Raw genomic sequence first — 24,271 nt, 5'->3', positions numbered from 1 at the left:
TCGGGTCCTCAGGACCGTGCCGGCTTCGGTGCCGGCGTCGCGCCCGCCTCGGCGGCGCACACTCGGACGCTACTCGCTCGACTGCATCTGGCTCGGCCGCACCATGCTCGGCCGCTTCGGATCGAACCGCCAGTCGGGGAGGAGGTACTGCATGCCGACGGAGTCGTCCCGGTGCCCGAGTCCGTGCTCGGCGTAGAGCGCCGAGGCGGCGTCGAGGGCGGCGCGGTCGAGGTCGATGCCGAGACCGGGGCGCTTCGGCACCTCGATGCAGCCGTCGACGATCGGCACGGGTTCGGTGGTGAGCCCCTGGCCGTCCTGCCAGATCCAGTGCGTATCGAGCGCGGTGATCGTCCCGGGCGCCGCTGCGCCCACGTGGGTGATCATGGCGAGAGAGATGTCGAAGTGGTTGTTCGAGTGCGAGCCCCACGTCATGCCGAACTCCGAGCACAGCTGCGCGACCCGCACCGAACCCTGCATCGTCCAGAAGTGCGGGTCCGCGAGCGGAATGTCCACGGCATCGGAGCGGATGGCGTGCGCCAGCTCGCGCCAGTCGGTGGCCACCATGTTCGTCGCGGTGGGAATGCCGGTGGCGCGGCGGAACTCGGCCATGGTCTCCCGGCCGGAATACGTGCCCTCGGCCCCGCACGGGTCCTCCGCGTAGGCGAGCACCCCGCGGAGCGGCGCGCACAGTTCGATCGCTTCGGCCAGCGACCAGCTGCCGTTCGGGTCGATCGTGACGCGGGCGTCGGGAAAGCGGTCGGTGAGCGCCCGCACGGCAGCGATCTCCTCCGCGCCGTCGAACACCCCGCCCTTCAGCTTGAAGTCCCGGAACCCGTAGCGCTCCCGCGCCGCCTCGGCGAGGGCGACGACCGCGTCGGGGGTCACGGCCTCGCGTCGCCGCAGCGACGCCCAGGCGTCCCCGTCCTCCGGAGCCGGATAGGGGACGTCGGGGCAGCGGGACGCGTCGCCGATATAGAAGAGGTAGCCGAGCAGCTGCACGCGGTCGCGCTGCTGGCCCTCGCCGAGGAGCTCGGCCACCGGCACGCCGAGGTGCTGGCCGAGCAGGTCGAGGAGGGCGGACTCCAGCGCGGTGATCGCGTGGATGGTGGTGCGCAGGTCGAAGGTCTGCAGTCCGCGTCCGGCGGAGTCCCGATCCCGGTACCGTGCCGTGGCGGTGCGGAGCAGGCTGCGGAACTCCGCGATCGGCCGGCCGAGGAACAGGGCGCCGACATCCTCGATGGTGGACCGGATCGACTCCCCGCCCGGCACCTCGCCGAGGCCGGTGCTGCCGCTGCTGTCGGTCACGATCACCACATTGCGGGTGAAGAACGGGGAGTGCGCGCCGCTGAGGTTCAGCAGCATGCTGTCGTGGCCGGCGACCGGGACGACCTCCACCGCTTCGACCGTTGGGCTGGCTGCGTTCACGGGAAACCCCCTCGTTTCGGTCGCACATCCGTTTGGGACAGCACGGTGGCAGCAGCATAACGGTCCGCTTGCTACCACCCCCGGTCTCGACCAGGGTGGTGGGGCGGGGGGCACCGGGCGGGGAACGGATGCGGGAGCGCACCGGCGGGCGGGCGGGTGCGCCTCGGCTAGGCTGAAGGGGTACAGAGAGATCGAGGAGACCACCGCACCATGAGCGCAGATTCCGCAGAGTCCGGCCACGGAAGTTCGCCCGCAGCCTGGGCCGCCGTCGTGATCATGTTGATCGCTTTCGCCATCGGCACGCTCGCGTTCTGGTTCGAGGTGGAATGGCTCGTCTGGGCGTGTGCGGGACTGGTGCTCGTCGGGGCGCTCCTCGGTCTCGTCCTGAAGCGCATGGGCTATGGCGTCGGCGGCCACCGCCACACGCCGAAGGCACACAACTAGGTGCTCGACGATCTGGTAGCCGGCGCCGTCCTCGACGCGTCGGAACGTCGACTCACCCGTTCCCTGTCCTCGGTCGAGGCTGATGCACTGGCGATGCCCCCGGCTCTCGACGCCCTGCACGCCCTCGCGCCCGCCGACCGGGTGAAGATCATCGCCGAGGTCAAGCGGGCCAGTCCGTCCCGCGGACCCCTGGCCGACATCCCCGATCCCGCGTCCCTCGCGGTGTCCTACGAGACGGGCGGCGCCAGCGCGATCAGCGTGCTGACCGAGGGACGCCGTTTCGGCGGCAGCCTCGACGACCTCGTCGCCGTGCGGGATGCGGTGCGCGTTCCCGTGCTGCGCAAGGACTTCCTCGCCGAGCCGTACCAGGTGTTCGAGGCCCGGGCGGCCGGCGCGGACCTCGTGCTGCTCATCGTCGCGGCGCTCGACGACACCGTGCTGCATGAGCTCTTCGAGCTGACCCGCGAGCTGGGCATGACCGCCCTCGTCGAGACGCATAGCGCCGACGAAGTGTCCAGGGCGCTCGACGTGGGTGCCGCGCTCATCGGGGTCAACGCCCGCGACCTGTCCACCTTCGAGCTCGACTCGGACCTGTTCGGCCGACTCGCCGACTCGATCCCGAGCGGCATCATCCGGGTCGCCGAGTCCGCCGTGAAGTCCGCGGCCGATGTGGCGCATTACCGGCGGAGCGGCGCGGACGTCGTGCTCGTCGGAGAAGCACTCGTGACGGGGGACCCCGTCGCGACCCTCACCTCATTCCTGGAGACGGAACCGTGGCACTGAGAGAACAGACGGGCCCCTACTTCGGCGCCTTCGGCGGCCGTTTCGTGCCCGAATCGCTGATCGCCGCGCTCGACGAGCTGTCCGAGGCGTGGGAGAGCGCCAAGCAGGATCCCGCGTACGCGACCGAGTTGCTGTCGTTGCACGCCACCTACACCGGTCGACCGTCGATCGTCACCGAGGTGCAGCGCTTCGCCCGGCACGCCGGAGGAGCACGCATCCTGCTGAAGCGCGAGGACCTTAACCACACCGGTTCGCACAAGATCAACAACGTGCTCGGCCAGGCCCTGCTCACCAAGCGGATCGGCAAGCAGCGGGTCATCGCCGAGACCGGCGCAGGGCAGCACGGCGTCGCCACCGCCACCGCGGCCGCGCTGTTCGGACTGGACTGCGTGATCTACATGGGCGAGGTCGACACCGAGCGGCAGGCGCTCAACGTGGCGCGGATGCGACTGCTCGGCGCCGAGGTGATCCCGGTGAAGACGGGTTCCCGCACCCTCAAGGACGCCATCAACGACGCGATGCGCGACTGGGTCACCAATGTGGAGACCACCAACTACATCTTCGGCACCGTCGCCGGTCCCCACCCCTTCCCCGAGATGGTGCGCGATCTGCAGAAGATCATCGGCGAGGAAGCGCGCGAACAGGTGCTCGCGCTCACCGGCCGGCTGCCCGACGCCGTCGTCGCCTGCGTGGGCGGCGGATCCAACGCGATCGGCATCTTCCACGCGTTCCTCGACGACGCCGACGTGGCCCTGTACGGCTTCGAGGCCGCGGGCGACGGCGCGGAAACGCTCCGGCACGCGGCGACCATCACCAAGGGCCGTCCCGGAGTGCTGCACGGCGCCCGCAGCTACCTGCTGCAGGACGAGGACGGCCAGACCGTCGAGTCGCACTCCATCTCGGCCGGGCTCGACTACCCCGGCGTCGGACCGGAGCACTCCTGGCTCGCCGACCTCGGCAGGGCCTCGTACCGGCCCGTCACCGACGCCGAAGCCATGTCGGCCCTGCGTCTCCTCAGCCGCACCGAGGGCATCATTCCGGCCATCGAATCGTCGCACGCCCTCGCCGGCGCGCTCGAGCTCGGCAAGGAGCTCGGGCCCGACGCGATCATCCTCGTGAACCTCAGCGGTCGGGGCGACAAGGACATGGAGACCGCGGGTCGCTACTTCGACCTCATCGACCAGGAAGCCGAACAGGTATGAGCACGGCCGGCACGCACGAGAGCACCGTCGGCGCTGCCATCCGGGCCCGGAAGGATGCGGGATCGGGCGCGCTGATCGGCTACCTGCCGGTCGGGTTCCCCGACCTCGCCACGAGCATCGACGCGGCGGTGGCGCTCGTGGAGAACGGCGTCGACGTGATCGAGCTCGGCCTGCCCTACTCCGACCCGGTCATGGACGGCCCGGTCATCCAGGCCGCCACCCAGCGCGCCCTTGCCGAGGGCTTCCGGTTGCGTGACGGCTTCGAGGCGGTGCGGCAGATCACGGCTCGCGTCGACGCCCCGGTGCTCGTCATGACCTACTGGAATCCCGTCGTGCAGTACGGCGTCGACCGGTTCGCCGACGACCTCTCCGCGGCCGGCGGTGCCGGGTTGATCACCCCCGACCTCATCCCGGACGAGGCCGCCGACTGGATCGCCGCCTCGGACCGGGCCGGTCTCGATCGCGTCTTCCTCGCCGCACCGTCGTCGAGTCCCGCCCGACTCGAGCAGGCCGTCGCGGCCAGCCGCGGTTTCGTCTACGCGGTGTCGACCATGGGCATCACCGGGGCACGGGCCGACGTGGACGCCGCCGCGCGGGGTCTCCTCGAGCGACTGCGCACCGCGGGCGCCGAGCACGCCTGCGTGGGAGTCGGTGTCTCGACCGCCGAGCAGGTGCGCGAGATTTTGGGCTACGCCGACGGGGCGATCGTCGGCTCTGCGCTGGTTTCCGCGCTCGCGAACGGCGGCGTGCCCGAGGTGGCGCGCACCGCTGCGGCGCTCGCCGCGGGCACTAAGGTAAATTAGCCGCCGGGCCACCGGCCCAGAGCTTCAGCTGTCGAAAGTGAGCCCGTCGATGCAGTTCCCCCTGAGCATCCCCAGTCCCGATCCGGAACAGACCCGGTTCGATCTGACCGCCTGGCTCGCCGACCTCGGCGTCAACCTGCCGCTCACGTTCGTCATCCACGCCTACGCGCTCGCCCTCCTGGCCGGCATCTTCGCCGCCATGATTCTGACCGGACGCAGGCTGACCGCCCGTGGCGCAGAGCCGGGCGTCGTCCTGGACATCGGTCTTCTCGCCGTGTTCTTCGGGATCGTCGGTGCGCGGGCGTACCACGTGCTCACCCACCCGGCCGATTACTTCTACGAGGGTGCCGACCCGTGGCGGGTCTTCTACATCTGGGAGGGCGGCAACGCGATCTTCGGGTCGCTCCTCGGTGGAGCGGTCGGTGCCTGGATCGGCTGCCGCATGACCGGCGTCCGGTTCTGGTCGTTCGCCGATGCCCTCGCGCCGGCGATGCTCCTCGCGCAGGCGATCGGCCGCCTCGGCAACTACTTCAACAACGAACTGTTCGGCACCCCGACCACACTGCCGTGGGGCCTCGAGATTCAGTCCACGAACCCCGCGTTCCCCGCCGGGCTCCCCGAGGGCACGCTCTTCCACCCCACCTTCCTCTACGAGATCGTCTGGAATCTCGCCGGCATGGCGCTGATCCTGCTGCTGGAGCGCAAGATCCGCCTGCGCTGGGGACGGGCCTTTGCGCTCTACCTCATCTGGTACGGCATCGGACGTTCCGTCTTCGAGTCGATCCGCATCGACCCGAGCGAAATCTTCTTCGGTATCCGCACGAACGTGTGGGCGGCCCTCGCCGCGATCGTGATCGGCGTGGTGCTGTTCATCGTGCAGACCCGTCGCCACCCCGGCAAGGAGATCAGCGTCTACGTCCCCGGCCGTGAGTGGGCGCCCGCCCGCGCTGATGTAGAATCCGTGTACACCGATTCGGATTTCGAGAACGGCTCGAGCGCTCTCGAACACCACGAAGCGGCGAGTTCTGCGGCCGCCACAAGCGGAACCCGCGCGAAGTCCTAGACGCGGGGCGGAACAGCCCCACCGAGTTCTTCGCCTGCCGGTTTCCGGCACACTTCTTCCGGGCCGACGTCGTCCCTCCTCCCCATATCTTTCCGGCCATGTGAGGACGATTGTCCATGACGACGAACGTTAGCCCGGCGCCCGCCGGCGCACCGCACTTCAGCACCACCCCGCTCGCGCAGGGCATGTACGACCCGCGCTTCGAGAAGGACGCCTGCGGTCTCGCCATGGTCGCCACCCTCCGGGGCACGGCGGGCCACGACATCATCGACGCGGCACTCGGCGCGCTGCGGAACCTCGAGCACCGCGGAGCCATCGGGTCCGACGCGGGCACCGGAGACGGCGCCGGCATCGTCACCCAGGTGCCCGATGCGTTCCTCCGCGAGGTCGTCCCGTTCGAGCTGCCCGAGCCCGGCGCCTACGCCGTGGGCCTCGCCTTCCTGCCGACCGATGACGACGAGCGCGAGCGGATCAAGTCCGGCATCGCCGTTCTCGCCGAGGAGGAGGACCTCACCGTCCTCGGCTGGCGTGACGTGCCCACCAACGCCGATGAACTCGGCAACCTCGCCCGCGGCGCGATGCCGGTGATCGAGCAGCTGTTCGTGTCGAGCATCCGGCGCACCGACGCGGGCGCGCCGGTCGCCGGAATCGCGCTCGACCGCCAGGCCTACCGGCTGCGGAAGCGCGCCGAGCGCTCGCTCACCGCGTACTTCGCGTCGCTGTCCGCGCGCACGCTGGTCTACAAGGGCATGGTCACCACGCTGCAGCTGGAGCCGTTCTACCCCGACCTGTCCGACCCGCGCTTCGCGTCGAAGCTCGCGCTCGTGCACTCCCGCTACTCCACCAACACGTTCCCGTCCTGGCCGCTGGCCCAGCCGTTCCGCATGATCGCGCACAACGGCGAGATCAACACCGTGCAGGGCAACCGCAACTGGATGCGCGCGCGCCAGTCGCAGCTCGAGTCCGAACTCCTCGGCGACCTCGGTCCGATGCTCCCCATCGTCACGCCCGGCGCGAGCGACTCCGCGTCGTTCGACGAGGTGGTCGAGCTGCTCAGCCTGACCGGCCGATCGCTGCCGCACGCGGTGATGATGATGGTGCCGGAGGCCTGGGAGAACCAGACCGACATCGACCCCACCCGGCGCGCGTTCTACGAGTACCACTCGATGCTCATGGAGCCGTGGGACGGCCCCGCTGCCATCGTCTTCACCGACGGCGCGCTCGTGGGCGCCACCCTCGACCGCAACGGCCTCCGCCCCGGACGGTACCTCGTCACCGACGAGGGTCTCGTCGTCCTCGCGAGCGAGATCGGCGTGCTCGACATCGACCCCGCGCGGGTCGTGCGGAAGGGCCGCCTGCGCCCCGGCAAGATGTTCCTCGTCGACACCGAGGCCGGTCGCCTCATCGAGGACGACGAGGTCAAGGGGGAGCTCGCGGCGTCGCAGCCGTGGGCGGACTGGCTGGACGACGGCCGCATCAACCTGAACGACCTCCCCGAGCGGGAGCACATCGTGCACACCCCGGCGTCGGTCGTGCGCCGCCAGCGCACCTTCGGCTACACCGAGGAGGAGGTCCGCATCCTGCTCGCGCCCATGGCGCAGAAGGGAGCGGAGCCGCTCGGAGCCATGGGCTCGGACACGCCGATCGCCGTGCTGTCCACCCGAGCCCGCCTGCTGTTCGACTACTTCACCCAGCAGTTCGCGCAGGTCACGAATCCGCCGCTCGACTCCATCCGCGAGGAGGTCGTGACCTCCCTCAAGCTCGGCCTCGGACCGGAGCGCAACCTCCTCTCCGCGACGCCCGAGCACGCCCGTCAGGTGATTCTCGACTTCCCGGTGATCGACAACGACGAGCTGGCGAAGATCCAGCACATCGACCCGCACCCGGGCAGTCGCACCACCACCACCATCCGCGGTCTGTATCGCGTGGACGACGGGCCGCAGGCCATGGAGCGCCGCATCCAGGCGATGTGCCGCGAGGCCGACGAGGCAATCGCGCACGGGGCGATGTTCCTCGTGCTGAGCGATCGCGACTCCACCAGCGACCTCGCTCCCATCCCGTCGCTGCTCATGGTCGCCGCCGTGCACCACCACCTCATCCGCACCGAGAACCGCATGCGCGTCGGCATCGTCGTCGAGGCCGGCGACGTGCGCGAGGTGCACCACGTGGCGACCCTGATGGGCTACGGCGCATCCGCCGTGAACCCGTATCTCGCCATGGAGACGTGCGAGAACCTGGTGCGGAGCGGCATGATCACCGGCGTGACGCCGGAGAAGGCCGTCAAGAACCTGATCAAGGCGCTCGGCAAGGGCGTGCTCAAGATCATGTCGAAGATGGGCATCTCCACCGTGTCGTCGTACGCGGCGGCGCAGACGTTCGAGGCCGTGGGACTCAGCCGCGAGTTCATCGACCAGTACTTCACCGGCACGCCCACCCGCCTCGGCGGGGTCGGCATCGACGTCATCGCGGCCGAGAGCGCCTCCCGGCACTCCGCGGCGTATCCGCCCGACGGCGCGATCATCGCGCACGAGCGACTCAACACCGGCGGTGAGTATCAGTGGCGCCGCGACGGGCCGCCGCACCTCTTCAACCCCGACACCGTGTTCCGCCTGCAGCACTCCACCCGCACACGTCGCTACGACATCTTCCGCGACTACACGCGCATGGTGGACGAGCAGGCCAAGAAGCTGATGACCCTCCGCGGGCTGTTCAGCATCGAGGCGGGATCGCGGCATCCGGTGCCGATCGACGAGGTCGAGCCGGTCAGCGCGATCGTCAAGCGGTTCTCCACCGGCGCGATGAGCTACGGCTCCATCTCGCAGGAGGCGCACGAGGCCCTCGCGATCGCGATGAACCAGCTCGGTGCCAAGTCGAACACGGGCGAGGGCGGCGAAGACGTCGAGCGCCTGCTCGACCCCGAGCGCCGCAGCGCCATCAAGCAGGTCGCGTCGGGCCGGTTCGGCGTGACGAGCATGTACCTGACCCACGCGGACGACATCCAGATCAAGATGGCGCAGGGCGCGAAGCCCGGCGAGGGCGGGCAGTTGCCGCCGACCAAGGTGTACCCGTGGATCGCGCGCACCCGCAACGCGACCGCCGGCGTCGGCCTCATCTCGCCGCCGCCGCATCACGACATCTACTCGATCGAGGACCTCAAGCAGCTCATCTTCGACCTGAAGCGGGCCAACCCGTCCGCCCGCGTGCACGTGAAGCTCGTCAGCCAGTCCGGCATCGGTGCGGTGGCCGCGGGCGTGACCAAGGCCCTCGCCGACGTGGTGCTCATCTCCGGCCACGACGGCGGCACCGGCGCGAGCCCGCTCAACTCTCTGAAGCACGCCGGCACCCCGTGGGAGATCGGCCTCGCCGAGACCCAGCAGACCCTCATGCTGAACGGCATGCGGGACCGGGTGGTCGTGCAGGTCGACGGTCAGATGAAGACCGGGCGCGACGTGCTCGTCGCCGCGCTGCTGGGAGCCGAGGAGTACGGCTTCGCCACGGCGCCGCTCATCGTCTCCGGATGCATCATGATGCGGGTCTGCCACCTCGACACCTGCCCGGTGGGCGTGGCGACCCAGAACCCCGAACTGCGCTCGCGCTTCAACGGCAAGCCGGAGTTCCTCGTCAACTTCTTCGAGTTCCTCGCGCAGGAAGTGCGGGAGTACCTCGCCGAGCTCGGTTTCCGGTCCCTCGAGGAAGCGATCGGACACAGCGAACTGCTGAACGTCGACGCGGCCATCAAGCACTGGAAGGCGGACGGTCTCGACCTCACGCCCATCCTCATCGGCCCCGAGTTCGCCGACGACGAGCCCCGCATCAACCGGGTGCCGCAGGACCATGAGCTGGAGGAGCACTTCGACAACGAGCTGCTGCACCGCAGTGCCGAGGCGATCGCCCATGGCACCCCGGTCTCCATCTCCATGCCGGTGCGCAACACCGAGCGCGCCGTCGGAACCATGCTCGGCCACTTCCTCACCCGCAAGCACGGGGTGAACGGCCTGCCGCCCGGCACCATCGACATCACCCTCACCGGATCGGCGGGCCAGTCGTTCGGCGCCTTCCTGCCGCCCGGCATCACCCTGCGCCTCGAGGGCGACAGCAACGACTACGTGGGCAAGGGACTCTCCGGCGGCCGCATCACCGTGCGCCCCGACCGCAGCGCGTCCTTCCCGGCCGAGCACAACGTGCTCGCCGGCAATGTGATCGGCTACGGCGCCACGCAGGGCAGCATGTTCCTGCGCGGCATCGTGGGGGAGAGGTTCCTCGTGCGCAACTCGGGGGCGACCGCGGTGGCGGAGGGCGTGGGCGACCACGCGCTCGAGTACATGACCGGCGGCCTCGCGGTGATCCTCGGCGAGACCGGCCGCAACCTCGGCGCCGGAATGTCGGGCGGAACCGCCTACATCCACCGGCTCGTGCCCGACCGGGTGAACCGCGACTCGCTCGAGTCGGGCGAGCTCGAACTGCATCCGCTCGGCAGCGCCGACATCGAAATCCTGCGCGACCTGCTCACCGAGCACGTGGCCGAGACCGACTCCGCCGTCGCCGCGCGCATGCTCGCCGACTTCGACGCGACCGTGCAGGACTTCGTCAAGGTGCTCCCGCGCGACTACGCGGCGGTGCTGGCCATGCGCCAGAACGCCGTCAACGAGGGACTCGACCCCGATGGGGACGTGGTCTGGGGAAGGATTCTGGAGGTGACCGGTGGCTGATCCGAAGGGATTCCTCAAGGTCCGCGAGCGCGAGCTCCCGGCGAGACGACCCGTGCCCGTGCGGCTCATGGACTGGAAAGAGGTCTACGAGCAGCAGGACTCCAACGAGCTGCGCCGCCAGGCCGGCCGCTGCATGGACTGCGGCATCCCGTTCTGCCACCAGGGCTGCCCGCTCGGGAATCTCATCCCCGAGTGGAACGACCTCATGTGGCGGGGCGAGGGACGTCAGGCCATCGAGCGCCTGCACCTCACCAACAACTTCCCGGAGTTCACCGGCCGGCTGTGCCCCGCACCGTGCGAGAGCTCGTGCGTGCTCGGCATCAATCAGCCCGCCGTGACCATCAAGCAGGTCGAGGTGTCGATCATCGACCAGGCGTTCGCGAACGGCTGGGTGCAGCCGCATCCGCCGGAGCGCCTGACCGGCAAGACGGTCGCCGTCGTCGGCTCCGGTCCCGCCGGTCTCGCCGCCGCCCAGCAGCTCACCCGCGCCGGGCACACGGTCGCCGTCTTCGAGCGCGACGACCGCATCGGCGGACTGCTGCGCTACGGCATCCCCGACTTCAAGATGGAGAAGAAGCACCTCGAGGCCCGCCTCAACCAGATGATGGCCGAGGGGACGCGATTCCGGGCCGGGGTGAACATCGGCGTGGACATCCGCTGGGCCGACCTCCGCCAGCGCTACGACGCCGTCGTGATCGCCACCGGCGCCATGGTTCCGCGCGACCTGCCCATCCCGGGGCGCGACCTCGCCGGTGTGCACTTCGCCATGGAGTACCTCACCCAGTCGAACCACGCCACCGCGGGCGACGACGTCCCCGACCAGATCTCCGCGACCGACAAGCACGTCGTCATCCTCGGCGGCGGCGACACCGGTGCCGACTGCATCGGCACGGCGCACCGGCAGAAGGCGGCGTCGGTGACGAACCTCGCCATCGGCAAGCAGCCCCCCGCCGCACGGCCGGACGAGCAGCCGTGGCCGACCAACCCCACGCTCTTCGAGGTCTCCAGCGCGCACGAGGAGGGCGGCGAGCGGGCGTACCTCGCCTCGACCGTCGAGTTCCTGCCGAACGAGGACGGCGGCGTCCGCGCCATCCGGATCGCGGAGACCGAGTACCGCGACGGCCGCCGCGTGCCGCGAGCCGGAACCGAGCGCGAGATCCCCGCCGACCTCGTGCTGCTGGCCCTCGGGTTCACCGGCCCGGAGCGCGACGACCTCTCCGCGCAGCTCTCACTGCCGTTCGACGACTCCGGCAACGTGGGACGCGACGGCGAGTACCAGACCTCGGAGCCCGGCGTCTTCGTCGCCGGCGACGCGGGTCGAGGACAGTCGCTCATCGTCTGGGCCATCGCCGAGGGTCGGGCTGCGGCGTCCGCCGTGGACCGCTACCTTGAAGGGGAGACAGAACTCCCGTTCCCGGTTCGGCCCACCGATCGCGCCCTCACCATCTGACGGGCGCCGCGGAACCGCGGCCATCAGCTTCCATCCCCACCATCATCACAACGCGCTGACCGGCGCAGAAATGTGAGCACACACAGTATGAGCAGACGCGCCAAGATCGTCGCCACCCTCGGCCCGGCGACCTCCTCGCTGGAGAACATCCGGGCCATTATCGATGCCGGTGTCGACGTGGCTCGGATGAACCTCAGCCACGGAAGCTACGACGTGCACGAGGGCATCTACGCCAGGATCCGCGAGGCGAGCGAGGAGTCCGGTCGTGCCGTCGCCGTGCTGGTCGACCTTCAGGGCCCCAAGATCCGCCTCGGCAAGTTCGCCGCCGGGCCGCACGACCTCGCCGTGGGTGACACCTTCACCATCACCGTCGAGGACATCGAGGGTACGAAGGACATCGCGTCGACCACGTACAAGGGCCTCCCCGGCGACGTGAAGCCGGGCGACCCGCTGCTGATCGACGACGGCCGCGTCACGCTGCGCGTCGTCGAGTCCGACGGCACCCGCGTGAAGACCGTCGTCGAGGTCCCCGGTGCGGTCTCGAACAACAAGGGCATCAACCTGCCCGGCGTCGCGGTGAACGTCCCCGCGCTGTCCGAGAAGGACGAAGCCGACCTCCGCTGGGGCATCCGCCTCGGTGCCGACATGATTGCCCTGTCGTTCGTGCGGAACGCCTCCGACATCGTGCGCGTGCACGAGATCATGGCGGAGGAGGGTCGCAAGATCCCCGTCGTCGCGAAGATCGAGAAGCCGCAGGCCGTCGAGGCGCTCGAGGAGATCGTCGACGCGTTCGACGCCATCATGGTCGCCCGCGGCGACCTGGGTGTCGAACTGCCGCTCGAGGCCGTGCCCATCGTGCAGAAGCGGGCCGTCGAGCTCGCCCGTCGCCGGGCCAAGCCGGTGATCGTGGCCACCCAGATGCTCGAGACGATGATCTCGAGCCCGCGCCCCACGCGCGCCGAGGCGTCCGACTGCGCCAACGCGGTGCTGGACGGCGCCGACGCGCTCATGCTGAGCGGCGAGACCAGCGTGGGAGAGTTCCCTGTGGTGACCGTCGAGACCATGGCCCGCATCATCGAGTCCACCGAGGAGCACGGCCTCGACCGCATCGCCGGGCTCGGCACTCGCCCGTTCACCCAGGGTGGTGCGATCACCCTCGCCGCCGCCGAGGTGGGCGAGTTCGTCGAGGCCAAGTTCCTCTGCGTGTTCACCGAGTCGGGCGACTCGGTGCGCCGCATGGCGCGCCTGCGCAACGGCATCCCGATCCTGGCGTTCACGCCCGACCCCGCCATCCGTCGCCGCATGGCGCTCAACTGGGGTGTGGAGTCGTTCGTCGTCTCGCGCGTCACCCACACCGACCAGATGGTCGCGCAGGTGGACGAGGTGCTCACGTCGACCGGAATGGCCGTCGCCGGCGAGAAGGTCGTCATCATCTCCGGATCCCCTCCCGGAATCCCCGGGACGACCAACGACATCCGCGTGCACCGCGTCGGAGACGTCCTCTAAGACGTTCGCACCCTCGCCGCCCGTCTTCCGTGCCCTCGCCCCGTCCACACCTCGGGCGGGCGCACGGAGCACGGGCGGCGAGCGCGCTAACGGGGGCATCCGCGGCCGGGGTCCGCGGCGCGGGTTGGCGGCGCACGCGGCCGGGTTCCGTGGTAAGCCGGAGTGATGTGGTTCGACACCTGGTCCGACATCCTGCGCATCCTGATCCTCGGCACGGCGGCATACGTCACGCTGATGCTGCTGCTCCGCCTCACCGGCAAGCGCACGCTCAGTCAGCTGAATGCCTTCGACTTCATCGTCACGGTCGCCCTCGGCTCGACGCTCGCCACCATTCTGCTCAGCGACACGGTGTCGTGGGCCGACGGCGCCACCGCCCTCGCCCTCCTCGTGGTGCTGCAGCTGATCGTGGCCGGGCTGTCATCGCGCCGCGAGCGCGTCCGCCGGGTCATCACCGCCGAACCCCAGCTGCTCCTCCAGGACGGGATGATGATCACGCACGCGCTGAAGTCCACCCGCGTGACGGAGTCGGAGATCCGCCAGGTGATCCGCGCCAGCGGGTACGGCGACCTCGACTCGATCGCCGCCGTGGTGCTCGAGACGAACGGCAAGTTCAGCGTGATCCCCGGCTCGCAGCGCGGCACCGGGTCGGCGCTCACCGGCGTGAAGAACGCCCATCCCGACCCGTCGGGGCGTTGAGCAGCCCCGCCGCTACCGGTCGGAATTCCGTGGTGCCGGATGCGGGACTTGAACCCGCACGTCCTCTCGGACAAAGCATTTTGAGTGCCCCGCGTCTGCCATTCCGCCAATCCGGCTCACCACGGCGAGGTTCAGAATACCGTAGGCTCTAGGTCGTGTCTGACCAAGAAGCATCCTCGTCCGCCCCCCGTCGCGTCGTCGTAGCGGAGGACGAATCGCTCATCCGCCTCGACATCGTCGAGACGCTCCGCGACAACGGCTTCGAGGTCGTCGGCGAGGCCGGAGACGGTGAGACCGCGGTCGCCCTCGCCACCGAGTTGCGTCCCGACCTCGTCATCATGGACGTGAAGATGCCCCAGCTCGACGGCATCTCCGCCGCTGAGCGGCTGAGCAAGGGGCACATCGCGCCCGTCGTGCTGCTGACCGCCTTCAGCCAGAAGGAGCTCGTGGAGCGCGCCAGCGAGGCCGGCGCCCTCGCCTACGTGGTGAAGCCCTTCACCCCCAACGACCTGCTGCCCGCGATCGAGATCGCTCTCGCGCGCTACGCCCAGATCCTCACCCTCGAGGCCGAGGTCACCGACCTCGTCGAGCGGTTCGAGACCCGCAAGCTCGTCGACCGCGCCAAGGGCCTGCTTAACGAGAAGATGGGCCTCACCGAGCCCGAGGCGTTCCGCTGGATCCAGAAGGCGTCGATGGACCGTCGCCTCACGATGCACGACGTCGCCCAGGCGATCATCGAGCAGCTCAGCACCAAGAAGTAGCCGCCCGCGGCGACCGCCGCGCGTGCATGCCGCCTGGCCGCGCGTGCCGCTGACCGAGAGTCAGGCGCGGTCGCGGAGAAGGTTCGTGATGCGGACGGTGGACAACCGGCGTCCGTCGGCGTCCGTCACCACGATCTCGTGGGTCGTGAGCGTGCGGCCGAGGTGCAGGGCAGTGCAGGTGCCGGTGACGGTGCCCTCGGTGACGGAGCGGCTGTGACTCGCGTTCAGCTCGATGCCGACGGCGATGCGGTCCGGACCGGCGTGCATGCTCGCCGACATCGACCCCAGCGATTCCGCCAGCACCACGTGCGCGCCACCGTGCAGAATGCCGTAGGGCTGCGTGTTGCCCTCCACCGGCATGGTGGCCACCGAATGCTCCGCTCCGAGCTCCAGCACCTCGATGCCCATCTTCTCGGCGAGCGCACCGATGTCGGTGGGCAGCCGGTGCGACGCCCGGTCGTCCGGCGAGGGCGCGGCGGCGGTGGACATGATCTCCTCGACGGGCTGGGACGGCGAATGCGGAAGGGAGGATCGGACCGGCGGCGGACGAGCTCCTCCGGGCGGGGAGGGCCTGTCGGGAGTCCCTTATAGGCTTGCCGTGTGCCGAACAGCGAAAAGCCTACCCTTCTCATCGTCGACGGCCATTCCCTGGCGTTCCGAGCGTTCTACGCGCTTCCGGTCGACAGTTTCTCCACGAAGGACGGCCAGCACACCAACGCCATCCACGGCTTCCTCGCGATGCTGCTGCTGCTCCTGCAGAACGAGAAGCCCACGCACATCGCCGTCGCCTTCGACATCTCCCGGTACTCGTTCCGCACGAGGGAGTACGCCGACTACAAGGGGACCCGCGGCGACACCCCGCCCGAGTTCGGCGGCCAGATCCCCCTGCTGCAGGACGCGCTCAAGTCGATGAACATCGTCACCCTCGCCAAGGAGGACTTCGAGGCCGACGACATCCTCGCCACCCTCGCCACGAAGGGACGCGAGCAGGGCTACCGGGTGCTCGTCGTCTCTGGCGACCGCGACACCATCCAGCTCGTCAACGACGACGTGACGCTGCTCTACCCGTCGGCCATGGGCGTGTCCCAGCTCACCCGCTACGACGCCGCGAAGGTGTTCGAGAAGTACGGGGTGGCGCCCGAGCAGTATCCGGACATCGCCGCCCTGGTGGGGGAGACGAGCGACAACCTCCCCGGCGTCGACAAGGTCGGCCCGAAGACCGCCGCCAAGTGGCTCACCCAGTACGGCAGCCTGGATGCCGTGCTCGAGCGCCGCGACGAGATCGGCGGCAAGGTCGGCGAGAACCTGCGCGCGCAGGCCGAGAACGTGGTGCGCAACCGCAAACTCAACCGCCTGCTCGTAGACGTCGAGCTGCCGGTCGGCCCGGACGACCTCGAGCGCCGCCCGATCGACGAGCCCGCCCTGCGCGAGATCTTCGGACGTCTTGAGTTCAAGACGCTGCTCGACCGCGTGCTGAAGCTCGAGGGCGCGGAGGAGTCCGTATCCAGCGCATCGACGGTCGAATCGCCGGTGAACGAGGACGTCACCGCGCGCACGCCGCATCCGGCGACGCAGACGCTGCTCGACGAGGAACTCGAGAAGTGGCTCACTCGATCGGCGGCAGCCACGCCGAACGGTCTCGGTCTCACCGTCGAGGTGCTCGACGGCCGCGCCGTGGGCTTCGGTGTCGCGAGCGCCACCGAGGCGGTGACACTGCCGTGGACGCCCGGACGCGCGGACTACGCGCCGTTCGAACGGTGGCTCGCCAGCGACGCCCCGAAGGTGATGAGCGACGCCAAGTATCAGGTGAAAGCCATGATCCGGTCGGAACTCGATTTCGCCGGCCTCGCCTTCGACGCCCACGTCGCGGGGTGGCTGCTGCGCCCCGGCACGCCCGACAAGACCCTCGCCGCCCTCGTGTCCCGCCACCTCAACGAGGACCTGCCGCAGCCCGACGCCAACCAGCTGCTGCAGCTCGACGACGTGCTCACCGCGCCCCTCGAGGCGTGGTTCACCCTCCGGGTGGCCGACGCCATGCGCGCGGAGTTCGACGAGAAGACCCTGTCGGTGCTCACCGACCTCGAACTGCCGATCATCGGCGTGCTCGCCCGCATGGAACTCCGCGGCGTGACCATCGATCGCCCCGGTCTCGCCGACCTCTCCGCCTCGCTCGCCGAGCGGATCTCCGATCTCGCCGCCCGCGCGTACGCCGAGGTGGGCCGCGAGCTGAACCTCGGATCGCCGAAGCAGCTGCAGGAAGTGCTCTTCGACCAGCTCGGCATGCCCAAGACCCGGGCGAACAAGACCGGCTTCTCCACGGATGCCGGTGCTCTCGCCGACCTGCAGGCGAGCCACCCGCATCCCTTCCTCGACCTGCTGCTCGAGCACCGCGACAAGAGCAAGCTCCGCCAGATCATCGAGACCCTCGAGCGGTCCATCGGCACCGACGAACGCATCCACACCAGCTACGTGCAGACCGGCACGAGCACCGGACGCATCTCGTCCACGGATCCGAACCTGCAGAACATCCCGATCCGCACCGAGGAGGGACGGCGCATCCGCACCACCTTCCGGGTGGGCGAGGGCTACGAGACTCTCCTCACGGCCGACTACTCGCAGATCGAGATGCGGATCATGGCGCACCTCTCCGGCGATGCGGGCCTCATCGAGGCGTTCCGGAGCGGTGAGGACCTGCACCGGTTCGTCGGGTCCCGCATCTTCCGGGTCGACCCGGCCGACGTGACGTCGGAGATGCGCAGCAAGGTCAAGGCGATGTCCTACGGTCTGGCATACGGACTCAGCGCGTTCGGCCTCTCGAAGCAGTTGCGCATCGAGTCGGGCGAGGCGAAGCAGTTGATGACCGACTACTTCACCCGGTTCGGCGCCGTGCGCGACTACCTCCGCAACGTGGTGGAGCAGGCGCGCGACGACGGCTACACCGAGACCATCTTCGGACGGCGGCGCCCGTTCCCCGAGCTGAAGAGCCCGAACCGCGTGCTGCGCGACAACGCCGAACGGGCCGCGCTCAACGCGCCGATCCAGGGCTCGGCGGCCGACATCATGAAGTTCGCGATGATGCGCATCGAAGCCGACTTCGCGCAGCAGGGCCTCGAGTCGCGCATGCTCATGCAGGTGCACGACGAGCTCGTCTTCGAGGTGAAGGCGGGGGAGTGGGATGCGGTCGAGGCCGTGGTGACCGACCGAATGGCGCACGCCGCGGAACTGACCGTACCGCTCGACGTGCAGGTGGGCCGCGGCTCCAATTGGGACGAGGCGGCCCACTGATGGCGACGCACCTCGGCGCCCTGCTCCACCGGGAGTCGGTCCAGCTCGATGCGCGGGCCGACGACCGGCTCGACGCGGTGCGGCAGGCCGGTGCCGCGCTCGTGGCCGCGGGCGCCGTCGAGGAGTCCTACGTCGACTCCATGCTGCGGCGGGAGAAGACGGTCTCGACCTACGTGGGCGAGGGCATCGCCCTGCCGCACGGCACGATCTCGGGCAAGGGCGCCGTGCTGGAGGATGCACTCATTGTGCTGCGCTTCCCCGACGGCGTGGACTGGAACGGCGAGACGGTCACGGTGGTCATCGGCATCGCCGCGGCCGAGGGCAGGCACATCGCGCTGCTCGCGCGCCTCGCCGACATCCTCCTCGACGAGACCCATGCGAGCCGGCTGCGCCGGGCGGAAACGGTGGACGACGTGCTCGCCGTGCTGGGCACCGAAAGCTCCTGACCCGGCCGTGTCGAGACGAGGGCGGGGCGAATAGTCTGGATCGCATGACCGGTTCCGACACCCCACGCACCCCCACGCCCATCGACGCGATCGCCGACGCATGGGTCGATACGCTTCTCGACCTGACACCGGAGCTGCGCGTATACCTCGGCCGGCCCGGCCGCGAGGGGGAGTACAGCGACTACTCGCCCGCCGGCGCCGAGCGGCGGACCGAGGAGTCGAAGCGGGTGCTCACCGATCTCGACGCGGCGACGCCCCAGGACGGGGTCGACGAGGTGACGAAGGCGGACCTGCGGCGCGACCTGCAGCTCGGGCTCGACCAGAACGCCGCCGGCTTTCCGCTGCGGGATCTGAACGTCATCGCGTCGCCCGCGCAGGAGATCCGCGAGATCTTCGACCTCATGGCCACCGGCTCCGAATCCGACTGGGTGCACATCGCCACCCGCCTCGACAACGTTCCCGGCGCCGTGGCCGGCTACATCGAGACGCTTCGGGAGGGCATCCGCACCGGAACCACACCCGCCAAGCGACAGGTACGCGAGGTGGCCGCGCAGGCCCGCAAGCACGCGGCCGGAAACGGGTTCTTCGATTCCTTCACCACCGGCGCCGCCGCGAGCGACGGGGAACTGCCCGACTCGCTCCGCGCCGACCTCGCCTCGGGTGCGGGCAGGTCGAGGGAGGCCTACGACGCGCTCGCGGGGTTCCTCGAGTCGGAGCTCGAACCGGCAGCACGCGAGGACGATGCCGTCGGACGGGACCACTACGCTCTCGCCTCCCAGAGCTTCCTCGGCGCCACGATCGACCTCGACGAGACCTACGAGTGGGGCATCGAGGAGCTCGCTCGCATGGTGGCCGAGCAGGAGGCCATCGCCCGGGAGATCCTGCCGGGCGCTTCCGTGCTGGAGGCGATCGAGTACCTCGACAACGATCCGAGCCGCAAACTGCACGGCACCGACGCGCTGCAGCGGTGGATGCAGGAGACCAGCGATCGCTCGGTGGAGGAGCTCGGGCGCACCTCGTTCGACATCCCGGAGGAGATCCGCGCGCTGGAGTGCAGGATCGCGCCCACCCAGGAGGGCGGCATCTACTACACCGGGCCCGCCGACGACTTCTCCCGTCCGGGCCGGATGTGGTGGTCGGTTCCCGAGGGCGTGACCGAGTTCGACACCTGGCGCGAACTCACGACCGTGTACCACGAGGGCGTCCCCGGTCACCACCTGCAGATCGGTCAGGCCACCTACAACAAGTCCCGCCTCAACAGCTGGCGACGCATCGCCGGCACGTCCGGCCACGCCGAGGGTTGGGCGCTCTACGCTGAGCGGCTCATGCAGCAGCTGGGCTACCTCGACGACCCCGCCGATCGGCTCGGCATGCTCGACGGCCAGCGGATGCGCGCCGCCCGTGTGGTGCTCGACATCGGAGTGCACCTGCGGAAGCCCCGACCCGACGGGAACGGCACCTGGGATGCCGCCTACGCGCTCGACTTCCTGCGCAGCAACGTGAACATGAACGACGGCTTCGTGCGCTTCGAGGTGAACCGCTACCTCGGCTGGCCGGGACAGGCGCCCTCGTACAAGGTGGGGCAGCGGATCTGGGAGCAGCTGCGCGACGACTACGAACGTCGCGCCGGTGCCGACTTCGACATCAAGGAGTTCCACCGCCGTGCCCTCGACCTCGGCGGCGTCGGCCTCGACACGCTGCGGTCGGCGCTCGCAGCGTGACGCGCCCGCTCAGCTTCAACCTGTTCGAGATGAACACGGTGGGGCACATCTCGCACGGCATGTGGCGTGCACCGGGCAACACCAGATCGCGGTACACCGATCTCGACTTCTGGACCGACGAGGCCCGGCTGCTCGAGGAAGGCCTGTTCGACGCGGTGTTCCTGGCCGACGTGCTCGGCGCATACGACGGGTACCGCGACGGACCGGAGACCGCCCTGCGCGAGGCCGTGCAGATCCCGAACAACGACCCGCTGCTCGTGATCCCCGCCATGGCGGCCGTGACCACGCGTCTCGGGTTCGTGGCGACGTTCTCCACCACCTACGAGCCGCCGTTCCCCTTCGCCCGCCGCGCCAGCACGCTCGACCACCTCACGAAGGGCCGGTTCGGCTGGAACGTGGTCACCTCCTACCTGCCGAACGCCGCCCGCAACTTCGGTCTCGCCGACGAGCTGAGCCACGCGGAACGCTACGCGCGGGCGGACGAGTACCTCGACGTGCTGTACCAGCTCTGGGAGGGGTCGTGGGCGGATGACGCCGTGCGCCGGGACGCGGACCGCGGCGTCTACAGCGATCCGGATCGGGTGCGCCGCATCGACCACGACGGGACGTACTTCCGTGTCGCCGGTCCTCACCTTTCCGAGCCGTCGGCCCAGCGCACTCCGGTGATCTATCAGGCGGGCAGTTCGCCCGCCGGTCGCGCGTTCGCGGCGAAGCACGCCGAGGCGGTCTTCGTCGGCGGGTCGTCGCTGGGCGACTTCGCCGCGAGCATCGCCGACATCAAGGGCCTCGCGGAACGGAACGGCCGCGGACCCGACGCGGTGCGCACCCTCGGGAGCGCCGTGCTCATCGCCGGCAGAACGCGGTCGGAGGCCGAGCGCCGCGCCGCCGAGTACGAGACTCTCGCGAGTGCCGAGGGGTACCTCGCCCACGCGGGTGGCGGCAGCGGGATCGACCTCGCCGCGTATCCGCCCGAGACGCCGATGTCCGACGTCCTGGCGAGCATCGGCGCCGGGCGCGACGCCTCCACGGCGGCCCGCTACGCGCCGGGATCCACCGTCGGCGACGCGCTCCGGGCCGTGACGCGGTTCGACCGCGGACCGTTCTTCGCGATGGGCACCGGCGACGACATCGCCGACGCGATCGATGGCTGGGTGCGCGACACCGGCATCGACGGATTCAATCTCCGCCAGTTCACCACGCCGGGCACCGTCGAGAACTTCGTGGAGTACGTCGTGCCCGCGTTGCAGGAGCGCGGCCTCTACCGCACGGCGTACGAGCCGGGCACGCTGCGCGAGCGACTGTTCGGCGAGGGCGTCGCGCGGCTGCCCGCGGCCCACCCCGGTGCCGCCCACCGCCGGCCCGCCACTCCCTGACGCCCCCGCGGTCTCTGCGGGGCCTGAGCTCGTCGAAGGGCCGTGACGTCGGTTCGCGTCCCTTCGACAGGCTCAGGGACCGTGGGCCGTGACGTCGCCTGGCGCTTGCGGTGCCCATACGGTCCCTGAGCTCGTCGAAGGGACGTGACGCCGCCTTGCGTCCCTTCGACAGGCTCAGGGACCGTGGGCCGTGACGTGTGACGTCGGTTTGGGTCCCTTCGACAGGCTCAGGGACCGTGCCGCGACTGGCGCGGTGTTGCAGCGGACGATAGACTTGAGAGTCGCAATTCTGCGGCATTCCTATTCGCCGTCACGGCGGAAGCATCCCCCAAGCACGATCCCGCTCGTGACCAACGACCATGTCCATCCTGGAGTAACCACTTTTATGACAATCGTAACGACCGACAAGGCGCTCAAGCAGGTAGCCGTGAACGACATCGGCTCCGCAGAAGACTTCCTCGCCGCGGTCGAAAAGACTATGAAGTTCTTCAACGACGGAGACCTCATCGAGGGCACCGTTGTGAAGATCGACCGTGACGAGGTGCTCCTCGATGTCGGTTACAAGACCGAGGGCGTCATCCCCTCCCGCGAACTCTCCATCAAGCATGACGTAGACCCGAGCGAGGTTGTTCAGGTCGGCGACAGCGTCGAGGCTCTCGTTCTCCAGAAGGAGGACAAGGAGGGCCGGCTCATCCTGTCCAAGAAGCGCGCGCAGTACGAGCGCGCCTGGGGTGACGTCGAGAAGATCAAGGAGTCCGATGGCGTCGTCACCGGCTCGGTCATCGAGGTCGTCAAGGGTGGACTCATCGTCGACATCGGCCTCCGCGGCTTCCTCCCTGCGTCGCTCATCGAGCTGCGCCGCGTCCGCGACCTCACGCCGTACCTCGGCCAGGAGATCGAGGCCAAGATCCTCGAGCTCGACAAGAACCGCAACAACGTAGTGCTGTCTCGTCGTGCCCTGCTGGAGCAGACGCAGTCCGAGAGCCGTTCGACGTTCCTCAACAACCTGCACAAGGGCCAGGTTCGCAAGGGTGTCGTGTCGTCGATCGTCAACTTCGGTGCGTTCGTCGACCTGGGCGGCGTAGACGGGCTCGTCCACGTCTCCGAGCTCAGCTGGAAGCACATCGAGCACGCCAGCGAGGTCGTCGAGGTGGGCCAGGAAGTCACTGTCGAGATTCTCGAGGTCGACCTTGAGCGCGAGCGCGTGTCGCTGTCGCTCAAGGCCACTCAGGAGGACCCGTGGCAGGTCTTCGCCCGCACGCACGCCATCGGGCAGGTCGCGCCGGGTAAGGTCACCAAGCTCGTTCCGTTCGGTGCGTTCGTTCGCGTCGCCGACGGCATCGAGGGCCTCGTGCACATCTCCGAGCTGTCGGGCAAGCACGTCGAGCTCGCCGAGCAGGTCGTCTCCGTCGCCGACGAGGTGTTCGTCAAGGTCATCGACATCGACCTCGAGCGTCGCCGTATCTCGCTGAGCCTCAAGCAGGCCAACGAGGGCGTGGACCCCGAGGGCACCGAGTTCGACCCGGCGCTCTACGGAATGCTCACCGAGTACGACGACCAGGGGAACTACAAGTACCCCGAGGGCTTCGACCCGGAGACCAACGAGTGGAAGGAAGGCTTCGAGAGCCAGCGCGAGAAGTGGGAGCAGGACTACGCTGCAGCCCAGGCTCGCTGGGAAGCCCACAAGAAGCAGGTCGCCTCGGCGTCCGAGGTCGAGAGCTTCGAGTCCGTCGCCTCGTCCGCTTCCAGCTCCGCTCCGTCGAGCGACGCCGGCGGTGCGGGAACCCTCGCCGACGACGAGTCGCTCGCGGCTCTGCGCGAGCGTCTCTCGAGCAACAGCTAGTTCCACCAGCATCACGGCACCGGCCGGGCTCCTTCGGGGGTCCGGCCGTTGCCGTCTGCCCGGTTGTCGCGGTTGAGCGGTGGAGCACTGCCTGCGGTCGGCGCGACGCGCGGTGCGCTTCGGTACAGCGGCGCAGGACGGAGGACGGTCAGGCGACCCGCGTCGCGACCGTGCGGCCGGCCCGCCGGCGCCGCAGCGCGCGAACGCCGAGCACGGCGACCACGATCAGCGCGGGGACGGCGATCACCACGAGGATGGGCACGACCAGGCCGAGGAAGGCGAGCAGAACGCTCGCGACATCCTCCGCCGCACTGACGACCGGGGCGGCGATGCCCGCGGTCACCGCGTTGAGCACCGGCCGCACCGACATCTTGATGAGGTGAACGCCGAGCGCGAGGAGGGCACCGACGGCGATCGGCACCCACGAGTCCGACGCGAAGAACTCGGCCGGATCCGTCACGGCGACGGTCTCCGCCGACGACCCCGAACCGAACACGAGACCACCGGATGCCGGTCGCACGAGCGTCTGGATCCAGTCGTTGACCGTGTCCACCGCGGGGATCTTGTCGGCCACGAACTCGATGACCAGCAGCACGGCGACGATGCCGAGCACCCACTCGTTCTCGAGCCACGCCCACCCACTGGGCAGCGACACCACATCGAGGAAGCGGGCGGCGAGACCCAGCGCGAGCAACGGGATGTACGCGTTCAGTCCGGCGGCCGCGGCCAGCCCCGTCCCGGTGAGTATCTCGAGCATCGGC

At 69.4% G+C, this 24,271-nt stretch carries 18 protein-coding genes and 1 tRNA gene; 15 read left to right on the top strand and 4 right to left on the bottom strand.

Translation table 11 applies throughout. The annotated features are described in order from the left end of the window. Positions 1-69: 69 nt before the first annotated feature. Positions 70-1,362 (bottom strand): enolase C-terminal domain-like protein, encoded by a 1,293-nt coding sequence (locus EY822_RS14680; RefSeq protein WP_150309311.1) that lies wholly within the window; start codon positions 1,360-1,362, stop codon positions 70-72. Positions 1,363-1,635: 273 nt separating this feature from the next. On the opposite strand from EY822_RS14680, the gene EY822_RS14675 reads away from it, so the two are divergent. The 9 genes from EY822_RS14675 to EY822_RS14635 all read left to right on the top strand — a co-directional run bounded on the left by EY822_RS14675 (position 1,636) and on the right by EY822_RS14635 (position 14,081). Next, a complete protein-coding gene (locus EY822_RS14675; RefSeq protein ID WP_150309195.1) occupies positions 1,636-1,869 on the top strand; it encodes a DUF6704 family protein in 234 nt (77 codons plus the stop codon). Next, positions 1,870-2,652, top strand: coding sequence for an indole-3-glycerol phosphate synthase TrpC (trpC, locus tag EY822_RS14670; protein WP_150309194.1), 783 nt, complete (start codon positions 1,870-1,872; stop codon positions 2,650-2,652). Next, on the top strand, positions 2,643-3,854 hold the full coding sequence (gene trpB / locus EY822_RS14665) for a tryptophan synthase subunit beta (RefSeq protein ID WP_150309193.1): 1,212 nt from the start codon (positions 2,643-2,645) through the stop codon (positions 3,852-3,854). Before trpC ends, trpB begins: the two co-directional genes overlap by 10 nt. Then, on the top strand, positions 3,851-4,657 hold the full coding sequence (trpA, locus tag EY822_RS14660) for a tryptophan synthase subunit alpha (protein ID WP_150309192.1): 807 nt from the start codon (positions 3,851-3,853) through the stop codon (positions 4,655-4,657). Before trpB ends, trpA begins: the two co-directional genes overlap by 4 nt. Before the next feature lie 49 nt (positions 4,658-4,706). Beyond that, a complete protein-coding gene (gene lgt / locus EY822_RS14655; RefSeq protein WP_150309191.1) occupies positions 4,707-5,720 on the top strand; it encodes a prolipoprotein diacylglyceryl transferase in 1,014 nt (337 codons plus the stop codon). Positions 5,721-5,836: 116 nt separating this feature from the next. Then, positions 5,837-10,429, top strand: coding sequence for a glutamate synthase large subunit (gltB, locus tag EY822_RS14650; RefSeq protein ID WP_150309190.1), 4,593 nt, complete (start codon positions 5,837-5,839; stop codon positions 10,427-10,429). Then, complete coding sequence (locus EY822_RS14645; RefSeq protein ID WP_150309189.1) at positions 10,422-11,879, top strand: glutamate synthase subunit beta; 1,458 nt, start codon at positions 10,422-10,424, stop codon at positions 11,877-11,879. Before gltB ends, EY822_RS14645 begins: the two co-directional genes overlap by 8 nt. A gap of 87 nt (positions 11,880-11,966) precedes the next feature. Next, on the top strand, positions 11,967-13,385 hold the full coding sequence (gene pyk, locus EY822_RS14640) for a pyruvate kinase (RefSeq protein WP_150309188.1): 1,419 nt from the start codon (positions 11,967-11,969) through the stop codon (positions 13,383-13,385). Positions 13,386-13,550: 165 nt separating this feature from the next. Then, entirely contained in the window at positions 13,551-14,081 is a 531-nt protein-coding gene (locus EY822_RS14635) for a DUF421 domain-containing protein (RefSeq protein ID WP_150309187.1), read from the top strand. Positions 14,082-14,111: 30 nt separating this feature from the next. Here EY822_RS14635 and EY822_RS14630 read toward each other — a convergent pair. Continuing rightward, positions 14,112-14,197, bottom strand: a tRNA-Leu gene (locus EY822_RS14630). 39 nt (positions 14,198-14,236) lie between these two features. On the opposite strand from EY822_RS14630, the gene EY822_RS14625 reads away from it, so the two are divergent. Then, positions 14,237-14,842 (top strand): ANTAR domain-containing response regulator, encoded by a 606-nt coding sequence (locus EY822_RS14625; RefSeq protein ID WP_150309186.1) that lies wholly within the window; start codon positions 14,237-14,239, stop codon positions 14,840-14,842. A gap of 60 nt (positions 14,843-14,902) precedes the next feature. On the opposite strand, the gene EY822_RS14620 is transcribed toward EY822_RS14625, so the two are convergent. After that, the gene (locus EY822_RS14620) at positions 14,903-15,331 is read right to left on the bottom strand and encodes a PaaI family thioesterase (protein ID WP_150309185.1); all 429 of its coding nucleotides are present in this window, start codon (positions 15,329-15,331) and stop codon (positions 14,903-14,905) included. Between the two features lie 111 nt (positions 15,332-15,442). Between EY822_RS14620 and polA the strand changes: the two genes are divergently transcribed. The 5 genes from polA to rpsA all read left to right on the top strand — a co-directional run bounded on the left by polA (position 15,443) and on the right by rpsA (position 23,510). Continuing rightward, a complete protein-coding gene (gene polA, locus EY822_RS14615) occupies positions 15,443-18,127 on the top strand; it encodes a DNA polymerase I (RefSeq protein ID WP_150309184.1) in 2,685 nt (894 codons plus the stop codon). Continuing rightward, the gene (locus EY822_RS14610; protein ID WP_150309183.1) at positions 18,127-18,573 is read left to right on the top strand and encodes a PTS sugar transporter subunit IIA; all 447 of its coding nucleotides are present in this window, start codon (positions 18,127-18,129) and stop codon (positions 18,571-18,573) included. The genes polA and EY822_RS14610 overlap by 1 nt, the downstream gene beginning before the upstream one ends. A 44-nt stretch (positions 18,574-18,617) precedes the next feature. Then, positions 18,618-20,294: a DUF885 domain-containing protein gene (locus EY822_RS14605; protein WP_150309182.1), complete on the top strand. Its 1,677-nt coding sequence runs from the start codon at positions 18,618-18,620 to the stop codon at positions 20,292-20,294. Then, positions 20,291-21,667 carry an LLM class flavin-dependent oxidoreductase gene (locus EY822_RS14600; RefSeq protein ID WP_227497376.1) on the top strand — a complete coding sequence of 459 codons (1,377 nt, stop codon included), beginning with the start codon at positions 20,291-20,293 and terminating at the stop codon, positions 21,665-21,667. The genes EY822_RS14605 and EY822_RS14600 overlap by 4 nt, the downstream gene beginning before the upstream one ends. A 385-nt stretch (positions 21,668-22,052) precedes the next feature. Next, complete coding sequence (rpsA, locus tag EY822_RS14595) at positions 22,053-23,510, top strand: 30S ribosomal protein S1 (RefSeq protein WP_150309181.1); 1,458 nt, start codon at positions 22,053-22,055, stop codon at positions 23,508-23,510. A gap of 148 nt (positions 23,511-23,658) precedes the next feature. On the opposite strand, the gene EY822_RS14590 is transcribed toward rpsA, so the two are convergent. Further along, complete coding sequence (locus tag EY822_RS14590; RefSeq protein WP_150309180.1) at positions 23,659-24,267, bottom strand: DUF4126 domain-containing protein; 609 nt, start codon at positions 24,265-24,267, stop codon at positions 23,659-23,661. Between the last annotated feature and the right edge of the window lie 4 nt (positions 24,268-24,271).

The organism is Planctomonas psychrotolerans (assembly GCF_008642235.1).
Lineage (GTDB): Bacteria > Actinomycetota > Actinomycetes > Actinomycetales > Microbacteriaceae > Planctomonas > Planctomonas psychrotolerans.
Note: the sequence above shows the minus strand (reverse complement) of the source record. Positions and strands in the feature narration are given on the sequence as shown.